At 63.4% G+C, this 19,514-nt stretch carries 15 protein-coding genes and 1 pseudogene; 6 read left to right on the top strand and 10 right to left on the bottom strand.

Annotated elements, in window-relative coordinates; genetic code table 11:
• Positions 1-4: 4 nt before the first annotated feature.
• A complete protein-coding gene (locus tag Q8O96_RS26060) occupies positions 5-1,081 on the bottom strand; it encodes an endonuclease/exonuclease/phosphatase family protein (RefSeq protein ID WP_102865375.1) in 1,077 nt (358 codons plus the stop codon).
• 87 nt (positions 1,082-1,168) lie between these two features.
• Positions 1,169-1,831 carry a YciC family protein gene (locus Q8O96_RS26055; protein WP_102865376.1) on the bottom strand — a complete coding sequence of 221 codons (663 nt, stop codon included), beginning with the start codon at positions 1,829-1,831 and terminating at the stop codon, positions 1,169-1,171.
• 180 nt (positions 1,832-2,011) lie between these two features.
• Here Q8O96_RS26055 and Q8O96_RS26050 point away from each other — a divergent pair, with 180 nt between their 5' ends.
• The 3 genes from Q8O96_RS26050 (at position 2,012) to Q8O96_RS26040 (ending at position 4,032) form a co-directional block, all read left to right on the top strand.
• The gene (locus Q8O96_RS26050; protein WP_305949712.1) at positions 2,012-2,776 is read left to right on the top strand and encodes a DUF2076 domain-containing protein; all 765 of its coding nucleotides are present in this window, start codon (positions 2,012-2,014) and stop codon (positions 2,774-2,776) included.
• A gap of 137 nt (positions 2,777-2,913) precedes the next feature.
• Complete coding sequence (locus Q8O96_RS26045; protein ID WP_060841231.1) at positions 2,914-3,393, top strand: NYN domain-containing protein; 480 nt, start codon at positions 2,914-2,916, stop codon at positions 3,391-3,393.
• A gap of 27 nt (positions 3,394-3,420) precedes the next feature.
• On the top strand, positions 3,421-4,032 hold the full coding sequence (locus tag Q8O96_RS26040) for a PolC-type DNA polymerase III (RefSeq protein WP_207816031.1): 612 nt from the start codon (positions 3,421-3,423) through the stop codon (positions 4,030-4,032).
• A 15-nt stretch (positions 4,033-4,047) separates the two neighbouring features.
• Here Q8O96_RS26040 and Q8O96_RS26035 read toward each other — a convergent pair whose 3' ends face one another.
• Positions 4,048-4,500: an Lrp/AsnC family transcriptional regulator gene (locus Q8O96_RS26035; RefSeq protein ID WP_060841229.1), complete on the bottom strand. Its 453-nt coding sequence runs from the start codon at positions 4,498-4,500 to the stop codon at positions 4,048-4,050.
• A 159-nt stretch (positions 4,501-4,659) separates the two neighbouring features.
• Between Q8O96_RS26035 and yedA the strand changes: the two genes are divergently transcribed.
• Positions 4,660-5,568 (top strand): drug/metabolite exporter YedA, encoded by a 909-nt coding sequence (gene yedA, locus Q8O96_RS26030; protein WP_102865379.1) that lies wholly within the window; start codon positions 4,660-4,662, stop codon positions 5,566-5,568.
• Here yedA and Q8O96_RS26025 read toward each other — a convergent pair whose 3' ends face one another.
• From Q8O96_RS26025 to Q8O96_RS26015, 3 genes are all read right to left on the bottom strand, one after another.
• Complete coding sequence (locus Q8O96_RS26025; RefSeq protein ID WP_102865380.1) at positions 5,569-6,624, bottom strand: alpha/beta fold hydrolase; 1,056 nt, start codon at positions 6,622-6,624, stop codon at positions 5,569-5,571.
• A gap of 178 nt (positions 6,625-6,802) precedes the next feature.
• The gene (locus tag Q8O96_RS26020; RefSeq protein WP_305949711.1) at positions 6,803-10,009 is read right to left on the bottom strand and encodes a discoidin domain-containing protein; all 3,207 of its coding nucleotides are present in this window, start codon (positions 10,007-10,009) and stop codon (positions 6,803-6,805) included.
• Positions 10,010-10,346: 337 nt separating this feature from the next.
• Positions 10,347-12,776: a discoidin domain-containing protein gene (locus Q8O96_RS26015; RefSeq protein WP_207166607.1), complete on the bottom strand. Its 2,430-nt coding sequence runs from the start codon at positions 12,774-12,776 to the stop codon at positions 10,347-10,349.
• Positions 12,777-13,049: 273 nt separating this feature from the next.
• Between Q8O96_RS26015 and Q8O96_RS26010 the strand changes: the two genes are divergently transcribed.
• On the top strand, positions 13,050-14,384 hold the full coding sequence (locus Q8O96_RS26010) for a DEAD/DEAH box helicase (protein WP_207166606.1): 1,335 nt from the start codon (positions 13,050-13,052) through the stop codon (positions 14,382-14,384).
• A 78-nt stretch (positions 14,385-14,462) separates the two neighbouring features.
• On the opposite strand, the gene Q8O96_RS26005 is transcribed toward Q8O96_RS26010, so the two are convergent.
• The 4 genes and pseudogenes from Q8O96_RS26005 to Q8O96_RS25990 form a co-directional block, all read right to left on the bottom strand.
• Entirely contained in the window at positions 14,463-15,695 is a 1,233-nt protein-coding gene (locus tag Q8O96_RS26005; protein ID WP_305949710.1) for a TIGR03862 family flavoprotein, read from the bottom strand.
• A 185-nt stretch (positions 15,696-15,880) separates the two neighbouring features.
• Entirely contained in the window at positions 15,881-16,894 is a 1,014-nt protein-coding gene (gene galE / locus Q8O96_RS26000) for a UDP-glucose 4-epimerase GalE (RefSeq protein WP_207166604.1), read from the bottom strand.
• 170 nt (positions 16,895-17,064) lie between these two features.
• A pseudogene (locus tag Q8O96_RS25995) lies at positions 17,065-17,555 on the bottom strand (transposase); the annotation flags it as partial.
• 300 nt (positions 17,556-17,855) lie between these two features.
• Entirely contained in the window at positions 17,856-18,776 is a 921-nt protein-coding gene (locus Q8O96_RS25990) for a histone deacetylase (protein ID WP_207166603.1), read from the bottom strand.
• A gap of 75 nt (positions 18,777-18,851) precedes the next feature.
• Here Q8O96_RS25990 and Q8O96_RS25985 point away from each other — a divergent pair, with 75 nt between their 5' ends.
• Positions 18,852-19,421 (top strand): GNAT family N-acetyltransferase, encoded by a 570-nt coding sequence (locus Q8O96_RS25985; protein WP_102865387.1) that lies wholly within the window; start codon positions 18,852-18,854, stop codon positions 19,419-19,421.
• Positions 19,422-19,514 lie beyond the last annotated feature (93 nt).

Here is a 19,514-nt window from a genome sequence, read left to right as displayed (position 1 = left end):
GGGGTTACAACGCCGGCAACAGGAACCGGGCAAGCACCGGCAGGTGGTCGGAGATGCGCTGGGTGTCGTCCTGGCGTACTCGGGATTCAACCCGCTTCAGTCGTGGGCTGTAGAACAGGTAGTCCACCGTGCGATCCGGGCCGTCGAGGCTCGGGTCGTTGGGGTAGTGGGTCAGCCAGCGAGCACGGTCGACCCCACTGGCCTGGGTGTTGCTGGGGATCATCGGGTACTTGTCCCATAGCAGGTGCAGCGGGCTGTCAGCGTTGTAGGGCGCGCGCTGTTCTTCGCTCAGGCGTTGGTACTGGCTCAGGGGCAGCAGGTTGAAATCGCCGCCAATCAGCCAGGGGGTGCCGCGGCTCTCCAGTTTGTCCAGAACCTTGGCAATGGCCGTCACCTGCTTGTGCTGAGTGTCGTCGGCGCGCTGTGCACGTTCCAGATGGGTGTTCAGCACCACCAGTTGGCCGCCATCGCTCAGGGGCAGGTAGCTCAGCAGCAGGGCGTCCTTGGGCTGGAACTGCCGGCTGATGAGCGGGTGCGGGGCAACCGGCAGTTGCAAGCGTTCGGCGTGATCGATGCGGTAGCGGCTGAGGGTCGCCAGTTGTCGGCCGACGCTGCCGAAAATGTGCGGCGAGGGCACGAAGTCCGCCTTCCAGTCGTAAGCCTGGGTGCTGCAGGGGTAGAGGTCGGCGAGCCGCTCCTGCAGGAGTTTGAGTTGATCCTGATAGGCGCTGGCCTTGGCGCCGTTGTCCACTTCCTGCAGCAGCACCAGGTCCGGCTGTTCGTCGCGGATGACCCGGGCCACTTCGTCGAGGCTGAAGGCCATGTCTTCCAGGGTCGGACGTTCGTCCTCGCCCCGGGCCTGGTCGTTCCAGAACACGTAGCGCTTGCCCGCCAGGTACTGCAGGTTCCAGGTCATCACCTTGAGTGCCTGGCCCGGCACCAGCGGCGTGGCCTGGGCGCTGCAACTGACCGTCAGGGTTTCCTTGGGCAGAGGGCGCCAGGTCAGGCTGTAGATCAGGCCGGCCAGTACCAGGCCGATCAGGAGCAGGCTCAACAGGGTGATGCGCAGTAGACGGGTCATCGGCTCGGCTTATGGCGTTGCAGGATGGGCCGGAGCATAACCGAGTGCGCGGCGCTCACCCAAGGGGTAGAGCGGCCGCAAGGTGAATCAGCGGTTGTCCGTTGGCTCGTTGATGAGCATGAACAGGCGGAACAGCACCACGCTGGTGAACAGCTGCAGGAAGCTGTAAGCGCTGTCGATGGCCAGGGACAGGATCGGGTTGTGCGGATCGGGATAGGCGGTTTCGCTCGCCCCTTTGAGCAGCCACAACGGGGCCATGACCGCCAGGATGCACAACAGGATGCGCAGGAAGTGCCCGCGGCTCAGACGCAGGCTTTCCTTGATGGCCGCCAGGGGCGCCAGGCCCTTGAGCACCAGCAGGTACTCGGCGAAGGCCAGCACCACCATCAGCCACAGCCCCGGCAGCAAATACAGCGACAGCCCGAGAAGAATCAGCAGCGTGCTGACCGCCGTCAGCACGGCGAAGCGCGGCCACAGGCTCAGGGCCATGGCCCAAAGATCACGGTTGCGAGGCGATTCCCCCCGGGTGCGGGCGTCGAGAAACAGGATCAGCGCGCCGGTGTACAGCGGATAGAGCAAGAGCCCCACCACCACGCTGGAGCCGGGAAAGGCATTCTCGCCCAGGGCGCTGCTGACGCCTTGTTGCAGCAGCGCTTCGAGAATCACCAGGGGCAGGCACAGTTGGGCGATGCGGCCGAAGTTGCGTTGGAAAAAATAGAAAGAGTCGCGCAGAACATCTAACGGAGTCATTGATGGGGATCGCAGTTGACCAAGCGGTTGAACACTTTAACCGAAGCTGGCCCCTCGGGAGCAAACGTAAACCTTGAGTAAAGACCATTGAAAGTCGTCGCCCCAACCCCATAACTGGTGCGTGCCGCGGCCCTGTGGGGGCACGGACCAGATTTTTACCGGCAATCTAAAGAGGTCGCCATGAACAGCGAAGAGCAAACCCTGATCGATGGACTGTTTTCACGGTTGCAACAAGCCGAGACGGACTCAGCTCCACGTGACGCCCAGGCCGAAGCGCGGATCAAGGAACACCTGATCCGCCAGCCTGCGGCCGGGTATTTCATGACCCAGGCGATCCTGGTGCAGGAGGCTGCCCTGAAAAGCCTCGATGAGCAGAACAAACAATTGAGCCAGCAAGTGCAGCAGTTGCAGGCCGAACTGCAACAGGCTCGCTCCCAGGCCCGCGCTGCAGCTCCGGCGGCCAGTGGCGGCTTTCTGTCGAGCATCTTCGGCGGTTCCCGCGAGCCGCAACCGGCTCCCGCGCAGGCCCCGAGTGTGGCGCCATCCTCCGGCGGTGGCTGGCGTGAGCCGTCGCGTTCTTCCTTTGGCGCGCCCCCGCAGCAGAATTTCGGCGCCCCGCAGCAGAACTATGCGCCGCAACCGGCACCGGCTGCCGGCAGCAGCTTCCTCGGTGGGGCCTTGAAAACCGCAGCCGGCGTGGCCGGCGGGGTGATGCTGGCCCAGGGCATCAGCAGCCTGTTCCACAGCAACCAGCAGCCTCAGGAAGTCGTCGAAGTCATCAAGGAAGAACCGGCACCGGCCAGCGACAACAGTGGCTGGGGCAATGACGATCAGCGGCTGGCTAACAACGACTCCTGGGGCAACAGCGACCAGGGCGGCTTCAGCAACGCCGATTACGGCAACGACGACAGTTCGTTCTTCTCCGACGACGATTCCTTCGTCTGAGGCTCCGTCGGTCCGGGGCAGGCACCTGCCCCGGACCGATTATTCGCGGAACATTCCTTGTGACTGGCATACTGGGCGACTTTTCGGGTCTTGAGCCCCGTTCCAGCCCCTGCGCTGCTGCGCCATGAGGATTAGCGGTGAAGAAAATCGCGGTGTTCGCCGACGTCCAGAACCTCTATTACACCGTCCGCCAGGCCTATGGTTGTCACTTCAACTACGCGGCGCTGTGGGCGGATATCAGCAAGCAAGGGCAGATCGTCGAAGCCTATGCCTATGCCATCGATCGCGGTGACAGCAAGCAGCAGCAGTTTCAGCAGATCCTGCGCAACCTGGGCTTCACGGTAAAACTCAAACCCTATATTCAGCGCAGCGATGGCTCGGCCAAGGGCGACTGGGACGTGGGCATCACCATCGACATCATGGACGCGGCCGCCCAGGTCGACGAAGTGGTGCTGGCCTCCGGCGACGGCGACTTCGACCTGCTGCTCGAGCGCATCATCCACAAGCATGGGGTCAGCGCGGTGGCTTATGGCGTGCCGGGTCTGACTGCCAATTCGCTGATTCGCGCCGCTACCCGCTATGTGCCGATCGAAGGCGCCTTGCTGCTGAAAAGCTGATCATTTTTTATACGGAGCTGCACAGGTTTGGAACGTATTGCCGTCATCGACTTTGAAACCACCGGAATCTCCCCGAGCAGCAGTTGCCGGGCCACGGAAATCGCCGTGGTGATTCTTGAGCAGGGGCGCATCGTCGAGCGTTACCAGAGCCTGATGAATGCCGGTGTGCGGGTGCCGGGCTTTATCGAACAACTGACCGGCATCAGCAACGCCATGCTGCGCAGCGCCCCGCCAGCGGATCAGGTGATGAACGAGGTCAACGAGTTTGTCGGCACCACGCCGTTGCTGGCCCACAACGCGGCCTTCGACCAGAAGTTCTGGGATTTCGAACTGGGGCGGATCAAGCGCACCCGCTTGCAGAATTTCGCCTGTTCCCTGCTGCTGGCCCGGCGCCTGATGCCGGCGGCGCCGAACCACAAGCTGGGCACCCTGACCTCATTCGCCGGCTTGCCCCACACCGGTCAGGCGCACCGGGCCATGGCCGATGCGGAAATGGCCGCCAACCTGGTGGCGCATCTGGCGAGCGAGCTGCGGCACACCCATGGCGTGCGTGAGCTGTCCCACGACTTTCTCTGCAAGCTGCAGAAAGTCCCGGCGGCCAAGATCCCCGAGCACCTCAAACGTCAGCGCGGGGGCTGAGCCCAGGCTCCGGATTCATTTGCCGTTGCTTTCCAGTTGCCCCAGGGGCACCCGCCGTTCGATGGCGCTGGACAGCACGATGGAAGTCTTGCTGAAACCGAACTGGGCCACGCGATTGATCAGTTCCTCCAGCTCCGGCATCGAGCCCACGGCAGCCTGCATGATCACGCAAGGATCTCCCGTCACCCGATGACACTCGGTGAGCTGGGGGATCTTGATCAGTTCGTCATAGTTCTTCTGGTTGCCATGCTGGGCCAGGCGCAGTTCGATCACGCACTGGATCGGCAGCCCCACCTTGGCCATGTCGACCTTGGCCTGATAACCGGTGATCACGCCGCTGGCCTCCAGCTTGGCCACGCGCTCGGCCACTGCCGGCGCCGAGAGGTTGACCTTGCGCGCCAGCTCGGCGTAACTCGCCCGGCCGTTTTCCAGCAGGCTGGCCAGGAGCAAGCGATCGTATTTGTCCATGGAAGGCCTCTAATAGGTACGACTTTCGAAAGCACGGCATATAGCCCTGAACTCCATGTTTTGGAAAGTGTACTGCCGTTATAAACACTTTTTGTAACTTAAGTTCCCCGGGTCACCTTTCTAGAATAGTCCTCCCCCTGCCTGCTCCGAGCTGCCCCCATGCCTGGCCAAAGCCGTTTTCCCTTGCCGTTGATTGCCGCCTTTTTTGCCCTGTACGTGATCTGGGGGTCGACCTATCTGGTGATCCGCATCGGCGTCGAGTACTGGCCACCATTGATGCTCGGCGGTGTGCGTTTCATCATCGCCGGCAGCTTGATGTATGCCTTCCTGCGCTGGCGCGGGGTTCCGGCACCGACCTGGGCGCAATGGAAGGCCGCGGGGATCATCGGCGTGTTGCTGCTCAGTTGCGGCAACGGTGCGGTGACGCTGGCCGAACACTCCGGGGTGACCTCTGGAGTGGCGGCCCTGGCGGTGGCCACGGTGCCTTTGTTCACCTTGCTCTGCGGCTATTTCTGGGGTGCACGCAACACGCGTCTGGAGTGGGCCGGGATCATCCTCGGGATGATCGGTATCGGCATGCTCAACCTGGGTTCCAACCTGCAATCCAGCCCGCTGGGTGCGGCCTTGCTGCTCTTCGCCGCCGCGGCCTGGGCCTTCGGTTCAGTGTGGAGCAGGCACCTGCCGCTGCCTCAGGGGGCCATGGCCAGCGCTGCGGAAATGCTCGTCGGTGGCGTGGTGCTGATGATCGGCAGCGTCTTGAGCGGCGAGCATCTGGACGCCATGCCGCCCCTGGAAGGCTGGTTGGCCCTGGCCTATCTGGCCGGCTTCGGGTCGATCATCGCCTTCAACGCCTACATGTACCTGCTCAAGCACGTGCGGCCGGCCGCGGCCACCAGCTATGCCTACGTCAATCCGGCGGTGGCGGTGCTGCTGGGGATCGTCTTTGTCGGTGAAACCATCGGCATCGAGGAGGGCCTGGCCATGCTGGTGATCATCAGCGCGGTGGTGCTGATCGGCCTGCCCCAGTGGCGCAAGCCGAAAGCCGCTCCTCAGCAAGAGGTTGTCTGATCAGCCTGCCGGTGGTTGGCCGGCAAGCTTCTGATCCAGAAAGTCGCCGATCAGCTTTGCCACCTGCCGGTGGATGCCCTGGCGATCACCGGCATCGCCATCGCGGCAGATAATCTCATCCCCAGGCGCCTCTTCCTTGAGCAGGGCCACGGCGCCTGGCTTGCAGACTTGCATGAAGCTGAAGTGGCTGGCATTGGCCAGGACCTCATAGCGCGAAGGCGGGGACGCCAGATGGGCGTTCAGATAGCCCGACTCTTCTTCCACGGGCATGTCCGCGATGTTCACTCCGGCCCCCAGGACCAGAACCGGTGTGTGCAGTGTCGACAAACTTTCGGGGGTAAAGCCGCGGGCGAACCCCAGGTCCAGCGCAACGACGGCCTTGACTCGCGGGTCCCGCAGATCGGTGCTCAGCGGGCCCTGATTGTGCGCGGTGATTCCCAGTTCCGGAGCTATGTGGCAAAGGCGTGGATTGGGATGCAGCCGGCATTCCTCCAGGTAACGTTCCGGGCTGTAGCGGGCGCCGGCCAGCGCGGTGACCGTCCAGCCGCCCAGGGAGTGGCCGATGGCGGCGATGCGCTGCGGGTTGACTGTGCCGGCCAGGGTGTTATCGCGGGTGAGCCTGTCGATGACCCGGCTCAGGTCACGCGGGCGCTCCCAGAGCTTGGCGGCTTCCGCGGGGCGCTGGTCGAATGTGGTGGTGCCCGGATGGTCGGGAGCCGCGACTATATAGCCTTGATCCACCAGGCTCGATACCAGCCAGCTGAGATTGCGCCAGTTGCCGCGATAGCCATGGGATAGCACCACCAGCGGATGGGCAGAGCCGCTAGGGGCGGCATTCTTGATGGTCGCTACACCCTGGAAAATCGGGTTTTCAGCCGATGGCAGGAGAGGGACGGTGGCCGTGGTGGGGTACCAGAGGGCGACATGCAGGGGGCGCTGCTGACTGGCGTCCGCCAGCGTCACTTCACGAAAGCCGATGAGTTCGGCGGCCTGCACCTGGGACAGGCACAGGGAAAGGCCCGCTAGCATCCATGCGGACAGGGCAGATTTGCGCATTCGGATCTCCATTGGCAAAGCATCGGTGTTCTGCCAGTGGGGGCGCGCCTTGGAGGAGTCGACGGCGTTCAGCGGCAGAGGGCGGACGACGACTGATGGCAGTCGCCGCCCATCCTTTTACCTGAAGTGGCCGGGAAAGGGTGACCGGATTGCGGAGCAAGCGGTCACGCCTCAGGCATCAGTTACAGGCGCCGGCGTCGCGCCAGACCTTGCCACTGCCTTCGCCACCGACACTGGCAGCAGACGGCTCGTTGCCTTTGGTCCACCAGCGGGCGATGTAGTAGCGGCCGTTGTGGCTGACCTTGTCGTTGGCCAGGTAGGTACCTTGACGGCTCCAGGCGCCCAGGCAACCGGCTGGCGACTCCACGCTGTCGGCCAGCACGGTCACGCTATGGTCGCGGCTGACCGTGTGGCTGCCGTTGCCCAGGTTCAGGGTGAAGCGGTAGCTGGTGTCCTTGTCGCTCTTGGGCGCGACAAAGGTCAGTTTCGACCCCGAGGCCTGGAAGGCGACGCTGGGCGTCACGGTCCATTGGTAGCTCAGCGCCAGACCGGCCGGATCGCTGGAGCCTGCGGCATCCAGGGTCACCGTTTCACCGCCCTTGGCCTGGCTGACGCCGACGATGCTCGCCACCGGCGGCTTGACCGGCGCCGGCTTCTCGGCCAGGACCTTGACCTGATGGGTGCGGGTGGCGCTGTGCTTGCCGTTGTTCACCGTCAGGTTGACGTTGTAGGTGACATCCTGCTCGGCCTTCGGGGCGACGAACTTCATCAGGGTGCCTGCGGCGTCAAAGGCGACGCTGGGGCTGATGCTCCAGCTGTAGCTGAGCTTCAGGCCCGCCGGGTCGCTGGACCCTGTGGCGTTGAGGTACACGGTTTCTCCGGGCTTGGCCTCGCTCGCGCCGCCGATGACCGCTACCGGCGGTTTGACCTCTTCCACCGGTGGCTCGACCGGTTTCTCACCCTCGCTCTGGCACGGGCCCAGGTCCCGCCAGACCTTGCCGGCGCCGTCCGGGCCGGTGGTGCTGGCCAGGCCCGGCTCGGCGCCGGAGGTCCACCAGCGAGCCTGGTACTGACGACCTTTCCACTGCACCACATCGTTGCCGACGTAAGTGCCTCTGAGCGTCCATTCCGGTTTGCAACTGGCGGTGCCGGCCTTGCCCTTGATCAGCATCTCGTGGGTCCGGGTGCTGCTCTGCTTGCCGTTGCTCAGGGTCAGGGTGAAACGGTAGCGGGTGTCTTCCTGCAGCTCGGGCGCGGTGAAGCTGATGCGCGCGCCGTCGTAGTCGAAGTCCAGGCGCGGCGAGGCTTCCCAGGCGAAGCTCAGGGCATTGCCCTGGGGATCGCTGGAGGCCGAGGCATCGAGGACGATCCTGTCCCCGGCGTTGGCTTCGGTCTTGCCGCTGATCACCGCCACCGGAGGTTCACCGGCATTCACCGGCTTGAGGGACGCAGCCTTGACCTCGTTGTCGGCGCTGAATTCGCCGTCGGCCAGCAGGGTCCAGCCGCCGTTCACGCTGCTGCTGCCGTAGACCTGATAGCCCTTGATGTTGCCGCTCAGGCCGGCGTCCTGGCGCGGCAGGTAGTGCAGTTGCGAGAAACGGCTGTCGGCTCCCAGGTCGATCAGTATTTCATGGGGGTAGCGCGCCCCCGCCGCCGTGCTCCAGTAGGAGTTGGGGTTGCCGTCGATGGCGTGGTTGCCGACCGCTGCGCCAGGCACCGCGCTGCTGGTGGACATGACCTTCCAGCTATTGCGGGGCAGGGCCTTGCCCTTGGCATCCACCAGCAGCAGTTCGGCGACGCTGGCGTTGTCCTTGCCGTCCACCGCGGAGGTGGCGACGAATTTCAGGTAGCGGCCCTGGGCCGTGTCCTGGGTCAGGCCATAGGCGTGGCCTTCAAGCACCTGGTCATGAGTGGCCCGGTTGTCGGTGTTGAGCGCCAGGTACCAGCGCCCCGGCTGCGGGTCGTTCACCCCCAGGGACACGTTGTGGCTGCGTACCGAGCGGTAGTCGTAGCTTGAGCCGCTGGGCTGGGCGCCGCGCTTGAGCAGCAACTGGATCTGGCCGGCCTTCTCGGTAAGTTCGCCGTCCACCACGGTGAATACCAGGCGCCGGGTGCCTTCGGGCACATCCACCGGGAAGTAGCGCGTCTGACCGCTGGCCAGGCTGACTTTCTGGTTGAGGATCGAGGTGCTTTGCTCCTGTTCGAGCGGGACCACGGAAGGGCTGTAGGCCGACATCCGCGCCGCGTTTTCCCGCCAGACCCGGGCCATGTTGGCGGTGTCCGCGTGGCCCAGCGGCACGCCGCGGCTGTCCTTGACGTCCGGGTTGGAGAAATAGCCCACCTGGTTGCCGCAGAGGATGGTACCGACCCGGCCGTTGTTGTAGCCGAAGCGGTAGCTCTTGCCATCGGAGCAGTGGCTGCCACCGATGTTGTGGCCCAGCTCATGACGGAAGACCGTGGCCGATTTGATGGAGTTGATGGTGTAGCGGCCGTTGATGTAGCCCCAGCCTACGGCGGTGTCCTGGCTGGGGGTGCCCATGACGAAACTGGCCACCACGTCGGGGCTGTAGCGACGCATGCCTTCGGCGAAGACCTTGCTGACCTGGCCCAGGTTGTTGCCGGTGATGGCCGCATCCTGAGGCACCACCTGAGTGCCCACCAGGCGCAGGCGCACGCCCTGGACCTTGGACTGTTGCAAGGCGCGGTTGACCGAGGCGACCTGGACCAGGGCGTAGGCTTCGTGGTCCCCGATATAGTCGGCGGCGGCCTGGGAGAACCCGGCCAGCAGGTCGATCACGGTTTCGCCCTGGACGTTGCGGTTGACCTGGAAACTACGCAGGCCGCTCTGCGACTCCTTCAGGGCTGGGGTTTCGCTGCCGTCATCGGTGAGGTAGTCGACGCTCGACGGGGCAAAGGTGGCTCCGGCGTCGAAGTGGATCAGCGACTGCTGGCCGTTGGCGTCGCCGCGAATGATGGCATTGGCGTCCGGCAACAGGGCGATGAAGCTGCCGTCTGGGCGCGCGGCGAGGGTCATCTCTCCAGGGGCGCTCAGGGTCCGTGCGCGTCCCTCCAACTGGCCGGTCATGACCCGCAGGTCTTTGAAGGTATCGTCCTGTTGCCCGATCAGGTTGCGGATGCGCATCCCGGTGACCTGTTGCAACTGCTCAGTGCCGGTTTCGGCGGCGCCAAACGGCATCGCCCTGGCGCCGGGCAACTGCAGGTTGATGAAGTGACCCTGGATCACCGTCGCGCCGAGAGTCGCATCGGGAGTGTACTGGCCGACATCGGCCTGGACCATGCCCAGGGGCAAGAGCAGGGCGGCGCCCAGGCTGGCGCCCCATAGGCGGGTAGCGCGGGACAAGGCAGTCAATCTGAAGCTCGACATAACTATTCCTGGAGAGTCTCGGCGCGGTGCGAAACCTGGCGAACAGGACCGCTAAAGCGTCCGCGCTGAGAAGGTGGATAAGGAGTTTTGCCGGCGGAGGGCATCATAGGCAGGGGCGCTCCGGGCGTACATCGAACAGGGGGCTTTTCGTACCGGTCCTAGGCGCCTGGCAGGATCGCCGGAGCGGGTGGGGCGGAGCGTCCAGGCCGCTAAACAACAGCATGGGTGCGGTGTCACAGAGAGGCAGGCGAGGTCACGCAGGTAGCGGCCACAGGGGCCGTCGCCTGTGCTGGGGGAAGGGGGCTGGTTGCCGGGGGCGTGAAGCCCCCGGCGGCTGTCAGTGACAGGGGCCGAGGTCGTTCCAGACCTTGCCGCTGAAGTCCGGCCCGGTGAACGCCGGGTTGCCCGGCTCCTGGCCTTGGGTCCACCAGCGGGCGAGGAAGAAGCGCCCGTTGTGGCTGACTTTCTGACCGCCCAGGTAGGCCTTGCTGCGATTCCAGGCAGCTGTGCAGCCGGGCGCCGTTTGCGGTGGGGCGAGGACCGTGACGCTGTGCTCGGCGGTGGCGGTTTTCTGGCCGTTGTCCACGCTCAGGGTGAAGCGGTAGCGGGTGTCCTGCTTGAGCTGCGGGGCGTTGAAGCTGACGCTTGCGCCGTCATGGCTGAAGTCCAGTGCCGGCGTGACTTGCCAGGCAAAGCTCAAGGCTTTGCCTTGTGGGTCGCTGGAGCCCGAGGCATCCAGCAGCACCCGTTCACCGGCGTTGGCCTGGCTACGACCGCTGATCACGGCGACAGGTGGCAGGCTGGCCTCGACTGGCTTGAGGGCAACGGACTTGACCTCGTTGTCGGCACTGAACTCGCCTTTGGCCAGCAGCGCCCAGGCGCTGGTCGGGCTGTCGCCGCCATACACTTCGTAGCCCTTGATGTTGCCGGCGGCATCGTTGTTTTGCCGCGGCAGGTAGTTCAAGGAGGAGAAGCCCCGCTCTGCTCCGAGGTCGATGATGATCTCGTGGGGATAGCGGGCGCTGCCCGAACTCCAGTACGAGCTCGGTTTGCCATCGACGAACCACAGGCTGTTGTCGATGCCGGAGGTCTTGCCGTTGACCGAGTGGACGCGCCAGCCGCTTCTTGGCAGCGGCTTGCCCTTGGCGTCGGCCAGGAGCAGTTCGGCGATGCTGGCGACGTTGCTGCCGTTGATCGACGACGTGGCGACAAAGCGCAGGTAGCGAGCCTGGCTGGTTTCCCGGGTCTTGGCGAAGACATGGCCTTCGAGCAACTGGTCGCTGGCGCTCTTGTTCTTCTCGGCTCGTACCCCGACGTACCAGCGTCCGGGCTTGGGATGATTGACCCCCAGGGCGACGCCATGGTTTTCCAGGGAGCGGTAGTCATAGTCGCTGGCGCTGGGGCGGGCGCCGTGCTTGAGCAGCAGTTGCACCTTGCCCGCGCGTTCATGGCGCGGGCCGTGGTTGATCGACAACGCCAGGCGCTCGGTGCCCTCGGGAATGTCCAGGGCCTCGTAGTGGATCGCGTCCCGTCGCAGGTCGATGGATTTGCTCAGCAGCGGTTGGGCTTCCTCGTGATCCATGGGAATCACCGCCGGGCTGTAGGCGGACATGCGCTGGGCGCCTTCACGCCACAGGCGGGCCATGTTGGCGGTGCCCAGCTGGCCCAGGGGCACGCCCAGGTTGTCCCTGACCTCCGGGTTGGAGTAGTAGCCCACGTGGTTGCCACACAGGATCGTGCCCACCCGGCCGTTGTGGTAGCCGAAACGGTCGCTGCTACCGTCCGAGCAATGATCGCCGCCGATGTTGTGCCCCACCTCGTGGCGGAAGGTGGTGGGGGACTTGATGTTGTTGATCGAGTAGCGGCCGTTGATATTGCCCCAGCCGAGCATGGTGTCGACCCCCGGGGTGCCGACGAAGAACCCGGTCACCAGGTCGGGGCTGTATTGCCGCATGCCTTCGGCGAACAGGGTGCTGACCTTGCGCATGGTGCCGTCGGGGCCGGAGGTGATCGGGTGATCCTCGGCAATCACCTGGGTGCCCACCAGGCGCAGGCGTACCCCTTCGATCTGTGACTGGCGCAAGGCATGGTTGACCGAGGCGACCTGGGCCAGGGCGTAGGCTTCGTGGTCGCCGATGTAGTCGGCGGCGGCCTGGGAGAAACCGGCCAGCAGGTCGATGACGGTTTCGCCCTGGGCGTTGCGGTCGACCTGAAAGCTGCGCTGGCCGTTGCGAGTCTGCAGCAGGTTGGGCTCCTGGGCTTGCTCGGACTGCACATAGTCGATGTTGCCGGGCGCATGGGAGTGCCTGGTTTCGGCGGGGATCAGCGTCTGCTGGCCATTGGCATCGCCGCGAATGGTGGCATTGGGCAGCAGGGCAATGAAGCTGCCGTCGCTGCGGGCAGTGACGATGACATTGCTTTCACCGAATGCCAGACGAGCGGGGCCCTGGGCCCGGCCCACCAGGACCTTGATGTCCTTGAAGCGATCGTCCTGATCCAGGCGCAGGGCGCCGATGCTCAGTCCGGTGGCCTGGGTCAGGCGCTCGGTACTGGCGGCAGGCGCGTTGCGCAGCCTGGGATCGGGGTTCAAGGCCTGGATGTCGATGAACGGGCCGCTGATCACAGCGGCGCTGGCAACGGCAGATGTGGCGGGTGATGTCTCGTCGGCCAGGGCCGGGTTGGCCAAGGGCATGAGCAGGACGGCACCCAGGCCGGCTGCGCGGATGGCGTCGGCCAGGGAAAGGGGAGGCAATGTGCGGTGGGGCATAACCACTCCAGGAAAGGCACAGCGCAGTGCGAAACCTGTTTGGGGAATCGTTGAGTGACAGGCGCTGATGAGGTGTGTTTGGGAGGTTTGCCGGCGCGATGAATCTTATGAATCGACCTGTTGCTTGTACATGTCCGCCAGGCCTTTTCGGTCATGTACGAGGCGGTGGATGGCCGGAGATGCCAAGCGGCGGTCGGGAAAGCAAGCGCGCAAAAGTGCGGTAAACTGCCGGCCATTGCCTCCCTGTGCTGACTTTTTCCTACGGTACCCCCAATGACATTCGCCACTCTTGGCCTGATCGACCCCTTGCTGCGCGCCCTTGAAACCCTCGGCTACCAGACCCCGACCCCGGTACAGGCACAAGCCATTCCGGCGGTGCTGGGCGGTCGTGACCTGATGGCGGCGGCCCAGACCGGCACCGGCAAGACTGCCGGTTTTGCCTTGCCGCTGCTGCAGTTGCTGACCATGGAAGGGCCGAAGGTCGACAGCAACTCGGTGCGCGCGCTGATCCTGGTGCCGACCCGGGAGCTGGCCGAACAGGTCCACGAAAGCGTGCGTCAGTACGCCGAGCACCTGCCGCTGCGCACCTACGCGGTGTACGGCGGGGTCAGCATCAACCCGCAGATGATGAAACTGCGCAAAGGTATCGATCTGCTGGTGGCGACCCCGGGGCGTCTGCTGGACCTGTTCCGCCAGAACGCGGTGAAGTTCAGCCAGTTGCAGACCCTGGTGCTGGATGAGGCCGACCGCATGCTGGATCTGGGCTTCTCCGAGGAGCTCAAGAGCATCTATGCCGCGCTGCCGAAGAAGCGCCAGACCCTGCTGTTCTCCGCCACGTTCTCCGATGCCATCCGCCAACTGGCCGGGCAGATGCTCAACGACCCGCTGAGCATCGAGGTCAGTCCGCGCAATGTGGCCGCCAACACGGTCAAGCAATGGGTGGTGCCGGTGGACAAGAAGCGCAAGCCGGAGCTGTTCAGCCACCTGCTGCGCAAGAACCGCTGGAAGCAGGTGCTGGTGTTCGCCAAGACCCGCAACGGCGTGGATGCGCTGGTGGAAAAGCTTCAGGGCCAGGGCGTGAACGCCGACGGCATCCATGGCGACAAGCCTCAGGCCACGCGCCAGCGCGCCCTGGACCGGTTCAAGGCCAGCGAGATCCAGATCCTGGTGGCCACCGACGTGGCGGCCCGTGGCCTGGACATCGAAGACCTGCCGCTGGTGGTCAACTTCGACCTGCCGATCGTCGCTGAGGACTACATCCACCGCATCGGTCGTACCGGCCGTGCCGGCTCTACCGGTGAGGCGATTTCCCTGGTGTGTGCCGACGAAGTCAACCTACTGTCGGCAATCGAGATGCTCACTCGCCAGACCTTGAAGCGCCATGAAGAGCAGGATTTCGAGCCCGAGCACCGGGTACCGGAAACCGACGCCAGCGGTCAGGTGGTGAAAAAACCGAAAAAGCCCAAGAAACCGAAAACGTCCGGCGGTGGCGGCAAGCGCAACCTGGGCAAGTGGGTGGACAGTGGTGAAGTGGCCGAAGCCCCGGCGGTGAAACCGGTACGCAAGGTCCCGGCGTTCAACACCGGGCCACGCAAGCGCAAGCCTTGATCTGAATTGTGCTGACCTCTTCGCCGGCCAGTCGGCTCCTACAATCCCCCGTAGGAGCCGGCTGGCCGGCGAAGCTATTTATGGCCGGTGTTGCAGCCACTCCAGCATTCCCAGCCCGGCCCGACGGCCGCTGGCAAAGCAGGCGGTTAGCAGATAACCGCCGGTGGGGGCTTCCCAGTCGAGCATTTCCCCGGCGCAGAACACCCCGGGCAGTTGCTCCAGCATCAGTCTTTCATCCAGCGCTTCGAAGGCGACGCCGCCGGCGCTGCTGATGGCTTCGTCCAAGGGCCGTGGGCGTACCAGGGTCAAGGGCAGTGCCTTGATCGCCGCCGCCAGGCGCGCCGGATCGTTGAAGGTGTCGGCGCCCGTCAGCTCCCGCAGCAACCCCGCTTTCACCCCCTCGATCCCCAACTGACTCTGCAGGTGCTTGGCCATGGAGCGCGAGCCACGCGGCTTGGCCAGGGCGGCCTGGACCTTGTCCCAAGGCTTGCCCGGCAGCAGGTCGATATGAATGGTGGCTTTCCCGTGTTGGTGGATGCTGTCGCGGATCGGCGCCGACAGGGCATAGATCAGACTGCCTTCGATACCGCTGGCAGTGATCACGCATTCCCCCAGCCGGGGGATGTCGTCATTGAGGCCAATGGCCACGTTCTTCAGCGGCGCCCCGGCGAATTTGCTGCGCAGCAACTCGCTCCAGGCACTGACCTCGAACCCGCAATTGCTTGGTTGCAAGGGGGCTACCTGCACTCCGCGCTGTTGCAGCAGGGGCAGCCACGCTCCATCGGAACCCAGGCGCGACCAACTGCCACCGCCCAGTGCCAGCAGGGTGGCATCGGCCTCTACCGCGCGCTCGCCTTCGGGGTGCCGGATGCGCAGGCTGCCGTCGGCATTCCAGCCCAGCCAGCGGTGCCGGGTGTGGATAACCACCCCGGCGTCGCGCAGGCGCTTGAGCCAGGCGCGCAGCAGCGGCGCGGCTTTCATGTCGGTGGGGAAGACCCGTCCCGAGCTGCCGACGAAGGTGTCGATACCCAGGCCGTGAATCCATTGGCACAAGGCCTCGGCGCCGAACTCGCGCAGCAGCGGGGCGATGTGCGGGGCTCGCTCGGCATAGCGCGAGAGGAAGGCCGGGTAGGCTTCGGAGTGGGTGATGTTCATGCCACCGACCCCGGCCAGGAGGAACTTGCGGCCCACCGATGGCATGCCGTCGTACAGATCGACCCGAACGCCGGCCTGGCTCAGTACCTCGGCAGCCATCAGGCCGGCGGGACCGCCGCCGATGATCGCGACGTGGGAAGTAGGGGAGGGGGACATCAAAAAGCCTAGAAAATGGGAGGGGTGGTTATTGTAAGCACTGCTCGGGAACAGCAGTTGCTGGATGAGTTGCCGGCCATTGGTACAACGTCATGACCGGCAGTAACCAAGTCCTTGACTAAATCTGCACGAACCCCGTAAACGCATGATGCAGTCGCGCCGGCCAGTGCAGTCTTCATCTAAAACTACCGGTACCCATCTGGGTTATTCGACTGCCAACGCCACGTATCCTCCATCATCTCCTTCAACCCGAGCTCCGCCTTCCAGCCCAGATCCTGAAGTGCCTTGGACGGGTCTGACCAGCATTGCGCAATGTCGCCTTGGCGACGTGGGGAGAACGTGTGGGGAATGCTGCAGCCAGAGGCGTCCTCGAAGGCCTGGATCATCTCCAGTACTGAGTAACCCACCCCAGTCCCGAGGTTCCAGGCATTTATACCGGTGTGCTGGGAAATGTAGTTCACGGCTGCTACGTGCCCTTTGGCAAGATCAACGACATGAATGTAGTCCCGAACACCGGTGCCATCGGGGGTCGGATAGTCGTTGCCATAGATGGAAAGCCTTTCGAGTTTTCCCACTGCGACACGGCTTATGTAGGGCAGTAGATTTTCCGGCAGGCCGTTGGGGTCCTCGCCCAGAAGTCCACTCTGATGTGCGCCCACCGGATTGAAGTAGCGCAGCAGGGCAACTGACCAGCGTGGATCGGCAGTTGCCATATCCTGCAGCATCTTTTCGACCATTAACTTGGAGGTGCCATAGGGGTTGGTAGGTGTTCCCAGCGGGCAGCTCTCGACAATCGGTATCTGCACCGGGTCGCCGTACACTGTGGCGGAGGAACTGAACACCAGGCGGTAGACGCCTGCGGTGGCCATGGCCTGGCACAAGGTGATGCTGCCACTCACGTTGTTCTGATAGTAGGACAAGGGCTGCTTTACGCTCTCACCGACGGCTTTCAGGCCAGCGAAGTGCAGTACCACATCAATCTCGTGCTGGGTAAAAATACGGTCAAGGATGGCGCGGTCGCAAACATCACCTTGAACAAATACAGGGGGGCTACCGGTAATTTGTTGCACGCGCTGTAGCGAGAGCATGGAACTATTGCACAGGTTATCCAGAACCACCGCCTCGTGGCCTGCTTGAAGCAATTCCAGCAATGTGTGTGAACCGATATACCCTGCACCGCCAGTTATTAAGAACCGCATAGTTATGAGCCTGTTTCAAGTGAGTGCTGACAGTCCGGCCGCAGTATTATCTGGATCTGATGGTGGATTTTGAAAAATGATACAGCACTGCCAATAGGTTTTTAACGCTTTCATTCTGACAACATAATAAAATTTGCTCGCGTCAAGCCCGATGTCCAGTGCGCTTGTCAGATCGCGAGATCTTGCTTTTGATCACTCGCAAACGTGGTCCCCTCACACAAATACACGGTGATGTCCCGGAAAAAGCGCTCGACCATGTTCATCCAAGAGCTGAACGTCGGGGGGGAGTGCACTTGGAAGTGTTTATGTTTTTCCAGCAACGCTTTCATATTGGGATGTTTGTGGGTGGTGTAGTTGTCGGTAATCAAATGCAGTTGTAGATGCTTGGGTATTTCTCGATTGATCTTCTTGAGAAACTTCCAGCCACTGTTGATGCCGATGTTGATATTCAATATTCCTAATCAAATGCCCCTGAAGTGAGTCCAGGCCGTGAACAGCGTGGCGGTGCCATGACGCAGATAATCGTGCGACTGCATGATGCTTCGGCAACTCCATCGAGCTTTACCGATGTGAGGTTGAGTGACTGGCTCAAGGACGCGACGCACAGCTTCGCGGGGCAGAAAAGGTTTACGGCCCCACCTGGCTTATCGAGCAAACCGTTATCTGGCAACGAGTGCGGGCGTCGAAAAACGCCAGGGAGGTGTGTCGCTACCCTGATCAAAAAACAGACACCGCTCTACAAGCCTTGCAGAGCAAGGGATCTAGCGCCTTTCACTCAGGTTATCCACAGGCAGCTCCACAGGTATTGGGGGTAAGCGATCCACAACAACATGACCGTCTGGTGACATTGATCAAAAAACAGGCGATAGCCTTGAAGCCCCGTAGAGCAAGGGCTGTAGAGGCTTTCTCCCAGGTTATCCACAAGCGGCTCCACAGTGGATGTGGGTAAGGCCGCAAGGGCTCAGTAGCAGCCTGACGACTCCCAGACGCGTTGTGCGCTGTGGTGGAGGATGCCGTGGCGTCGGGCCAGGGCCTGGCGATTCTTGCTGTAGCCGCCGCCGATCACGCCGACCACCGGGATGTCGCGGCCCAGGCAGTGGCGCATGACCCGCTCGTCACGCTCGGCCAGGCCGGCATCGGTGAGCTTGAGGTAGCCCAGGGCATCGTCCTGGTGCACGTCGACCCCGGCGTCGTAGAGCACCAGATCTGGCTGATACAGGGGCAGTAGGTAGTTGAGAGCGTCGTCCACCACCTTGAGGTAGTCGGCGTCGCCCATGCCCATGGGCAGCGGGATATCCCAGTCGCTCTGGGCCTTGCGTGCGGGGAAGTTCTTTTCACAGTGCAACGAGACGGTCACCGCGTCGGGGGTATGTTGCAGGATCCGAGCGGTGCCATCGCCCTGATGCACGTCACAGTCGAAGATCAAAACCCGCCCCACCCGCCCGCTTTGCAGCAGGTAATGGCTGATCACGGCCAGGTCGTTGAAGATGCAGAACCCCGCCGGGTAGTCGTAGTGGGCGTGGTGGGTGCCGCCGGCCAAGTGGCAGGCCAGGCCATGTTGCAGCGCCTTTTCGGCCGTCAGCAGGGAGCCGCCGACAGCGCGCACCGTGCGCCGGGCCAGGGCTTCGCTCCAGGGCAGGCCGAGACGCCGCTGGTCTTCCCGGGACAACTCGCCGCTCATGTAGCGTTCGATATAGCCAGGGTCGTGGGCCAGGGCGAGGATTTCGGCCGGGCACAGCTCGGGGCGCAGCAGATCGGCATCGTGGGTCAGGCCACTGTCCACCAGGTGGTCGCGCAGCAGGCGGAACTTGTCCATGGGAAAGCGGTGCTCCGCCGGGAACTCGGGGCTGTAGTCGTCGTGATAGATCAGTGGCAATGACATGGCATTTTCTTAGAGGAACCCGTGAAGGATCCTACCAGCGATGTAGACTTGCACCCACGGAAACGGAGGGGCCTGATGGAGCCAATACTGCAACTCGAAAGCGCGCGTCTGCTGCTGCGCCAGTGGCGTGACGATGATTTGCCGGCATTTGCCGCGATGTGTGCCGATCCGCAGGTCATGCGCTACTTTCCCGCGCCCTTGAGTCGTCTGGAAAGTGCCGCGCTGATCGGGCGCATACGCGGGCATTTCGCCGAACATGGCTTTGGCCTCTGGGCGCTTGAGCGTAAGGATAACGGTGCCTTTATCGGCTTTACCGGGCTGCTGGAGGTGGGCTTCGAAGCGCCCTTTACCCCTGCGGTGGAGATCGGCTGGCGCCTGGCCCGGGAACACTGGGGCCTGGGGTATGCCAGCGAAGCGGCCTGGACTGCCTTGCGTTGCGCGTTCGATCGACTGGCCCTGGACGAAGTCGTGGCCTTCACCACCCGCAATAACCTGCCGTCGCAGAAAGTCATGCAGGCCATTGGCATGCATCACGCGGCCCAGGAGGATTTCGAACACCCTAAACTCGCCGCCGATCATCCGTTGCGCGAGCATGTGCTGTACCGCATTACCCGCGAACAATGGCTGGAAACCTTGCATGGATAGCAGGCGCGCACGTTTAGAATGTGCCGACGAGATACCTGGCCCCAATTGATATCACCGCCGCAGCCGAGATTGCGCGGTGTTGCCCTGTGTGAG

The sequence above is a fragment of the Pseudomonas sp. LPH60 genome (assembly GCF_030718165.1).
Classification (GTDB): Bacteria; Pseudomonadota; Gammaproteobacteria; order Pseudomonadales; family Pseudomonadaceae; genus Aquipseudomonas; species Aquipseudomonas danubii.
This window is presented reverse-complemented; position numbering and strand designations above follow the sequence as displayed.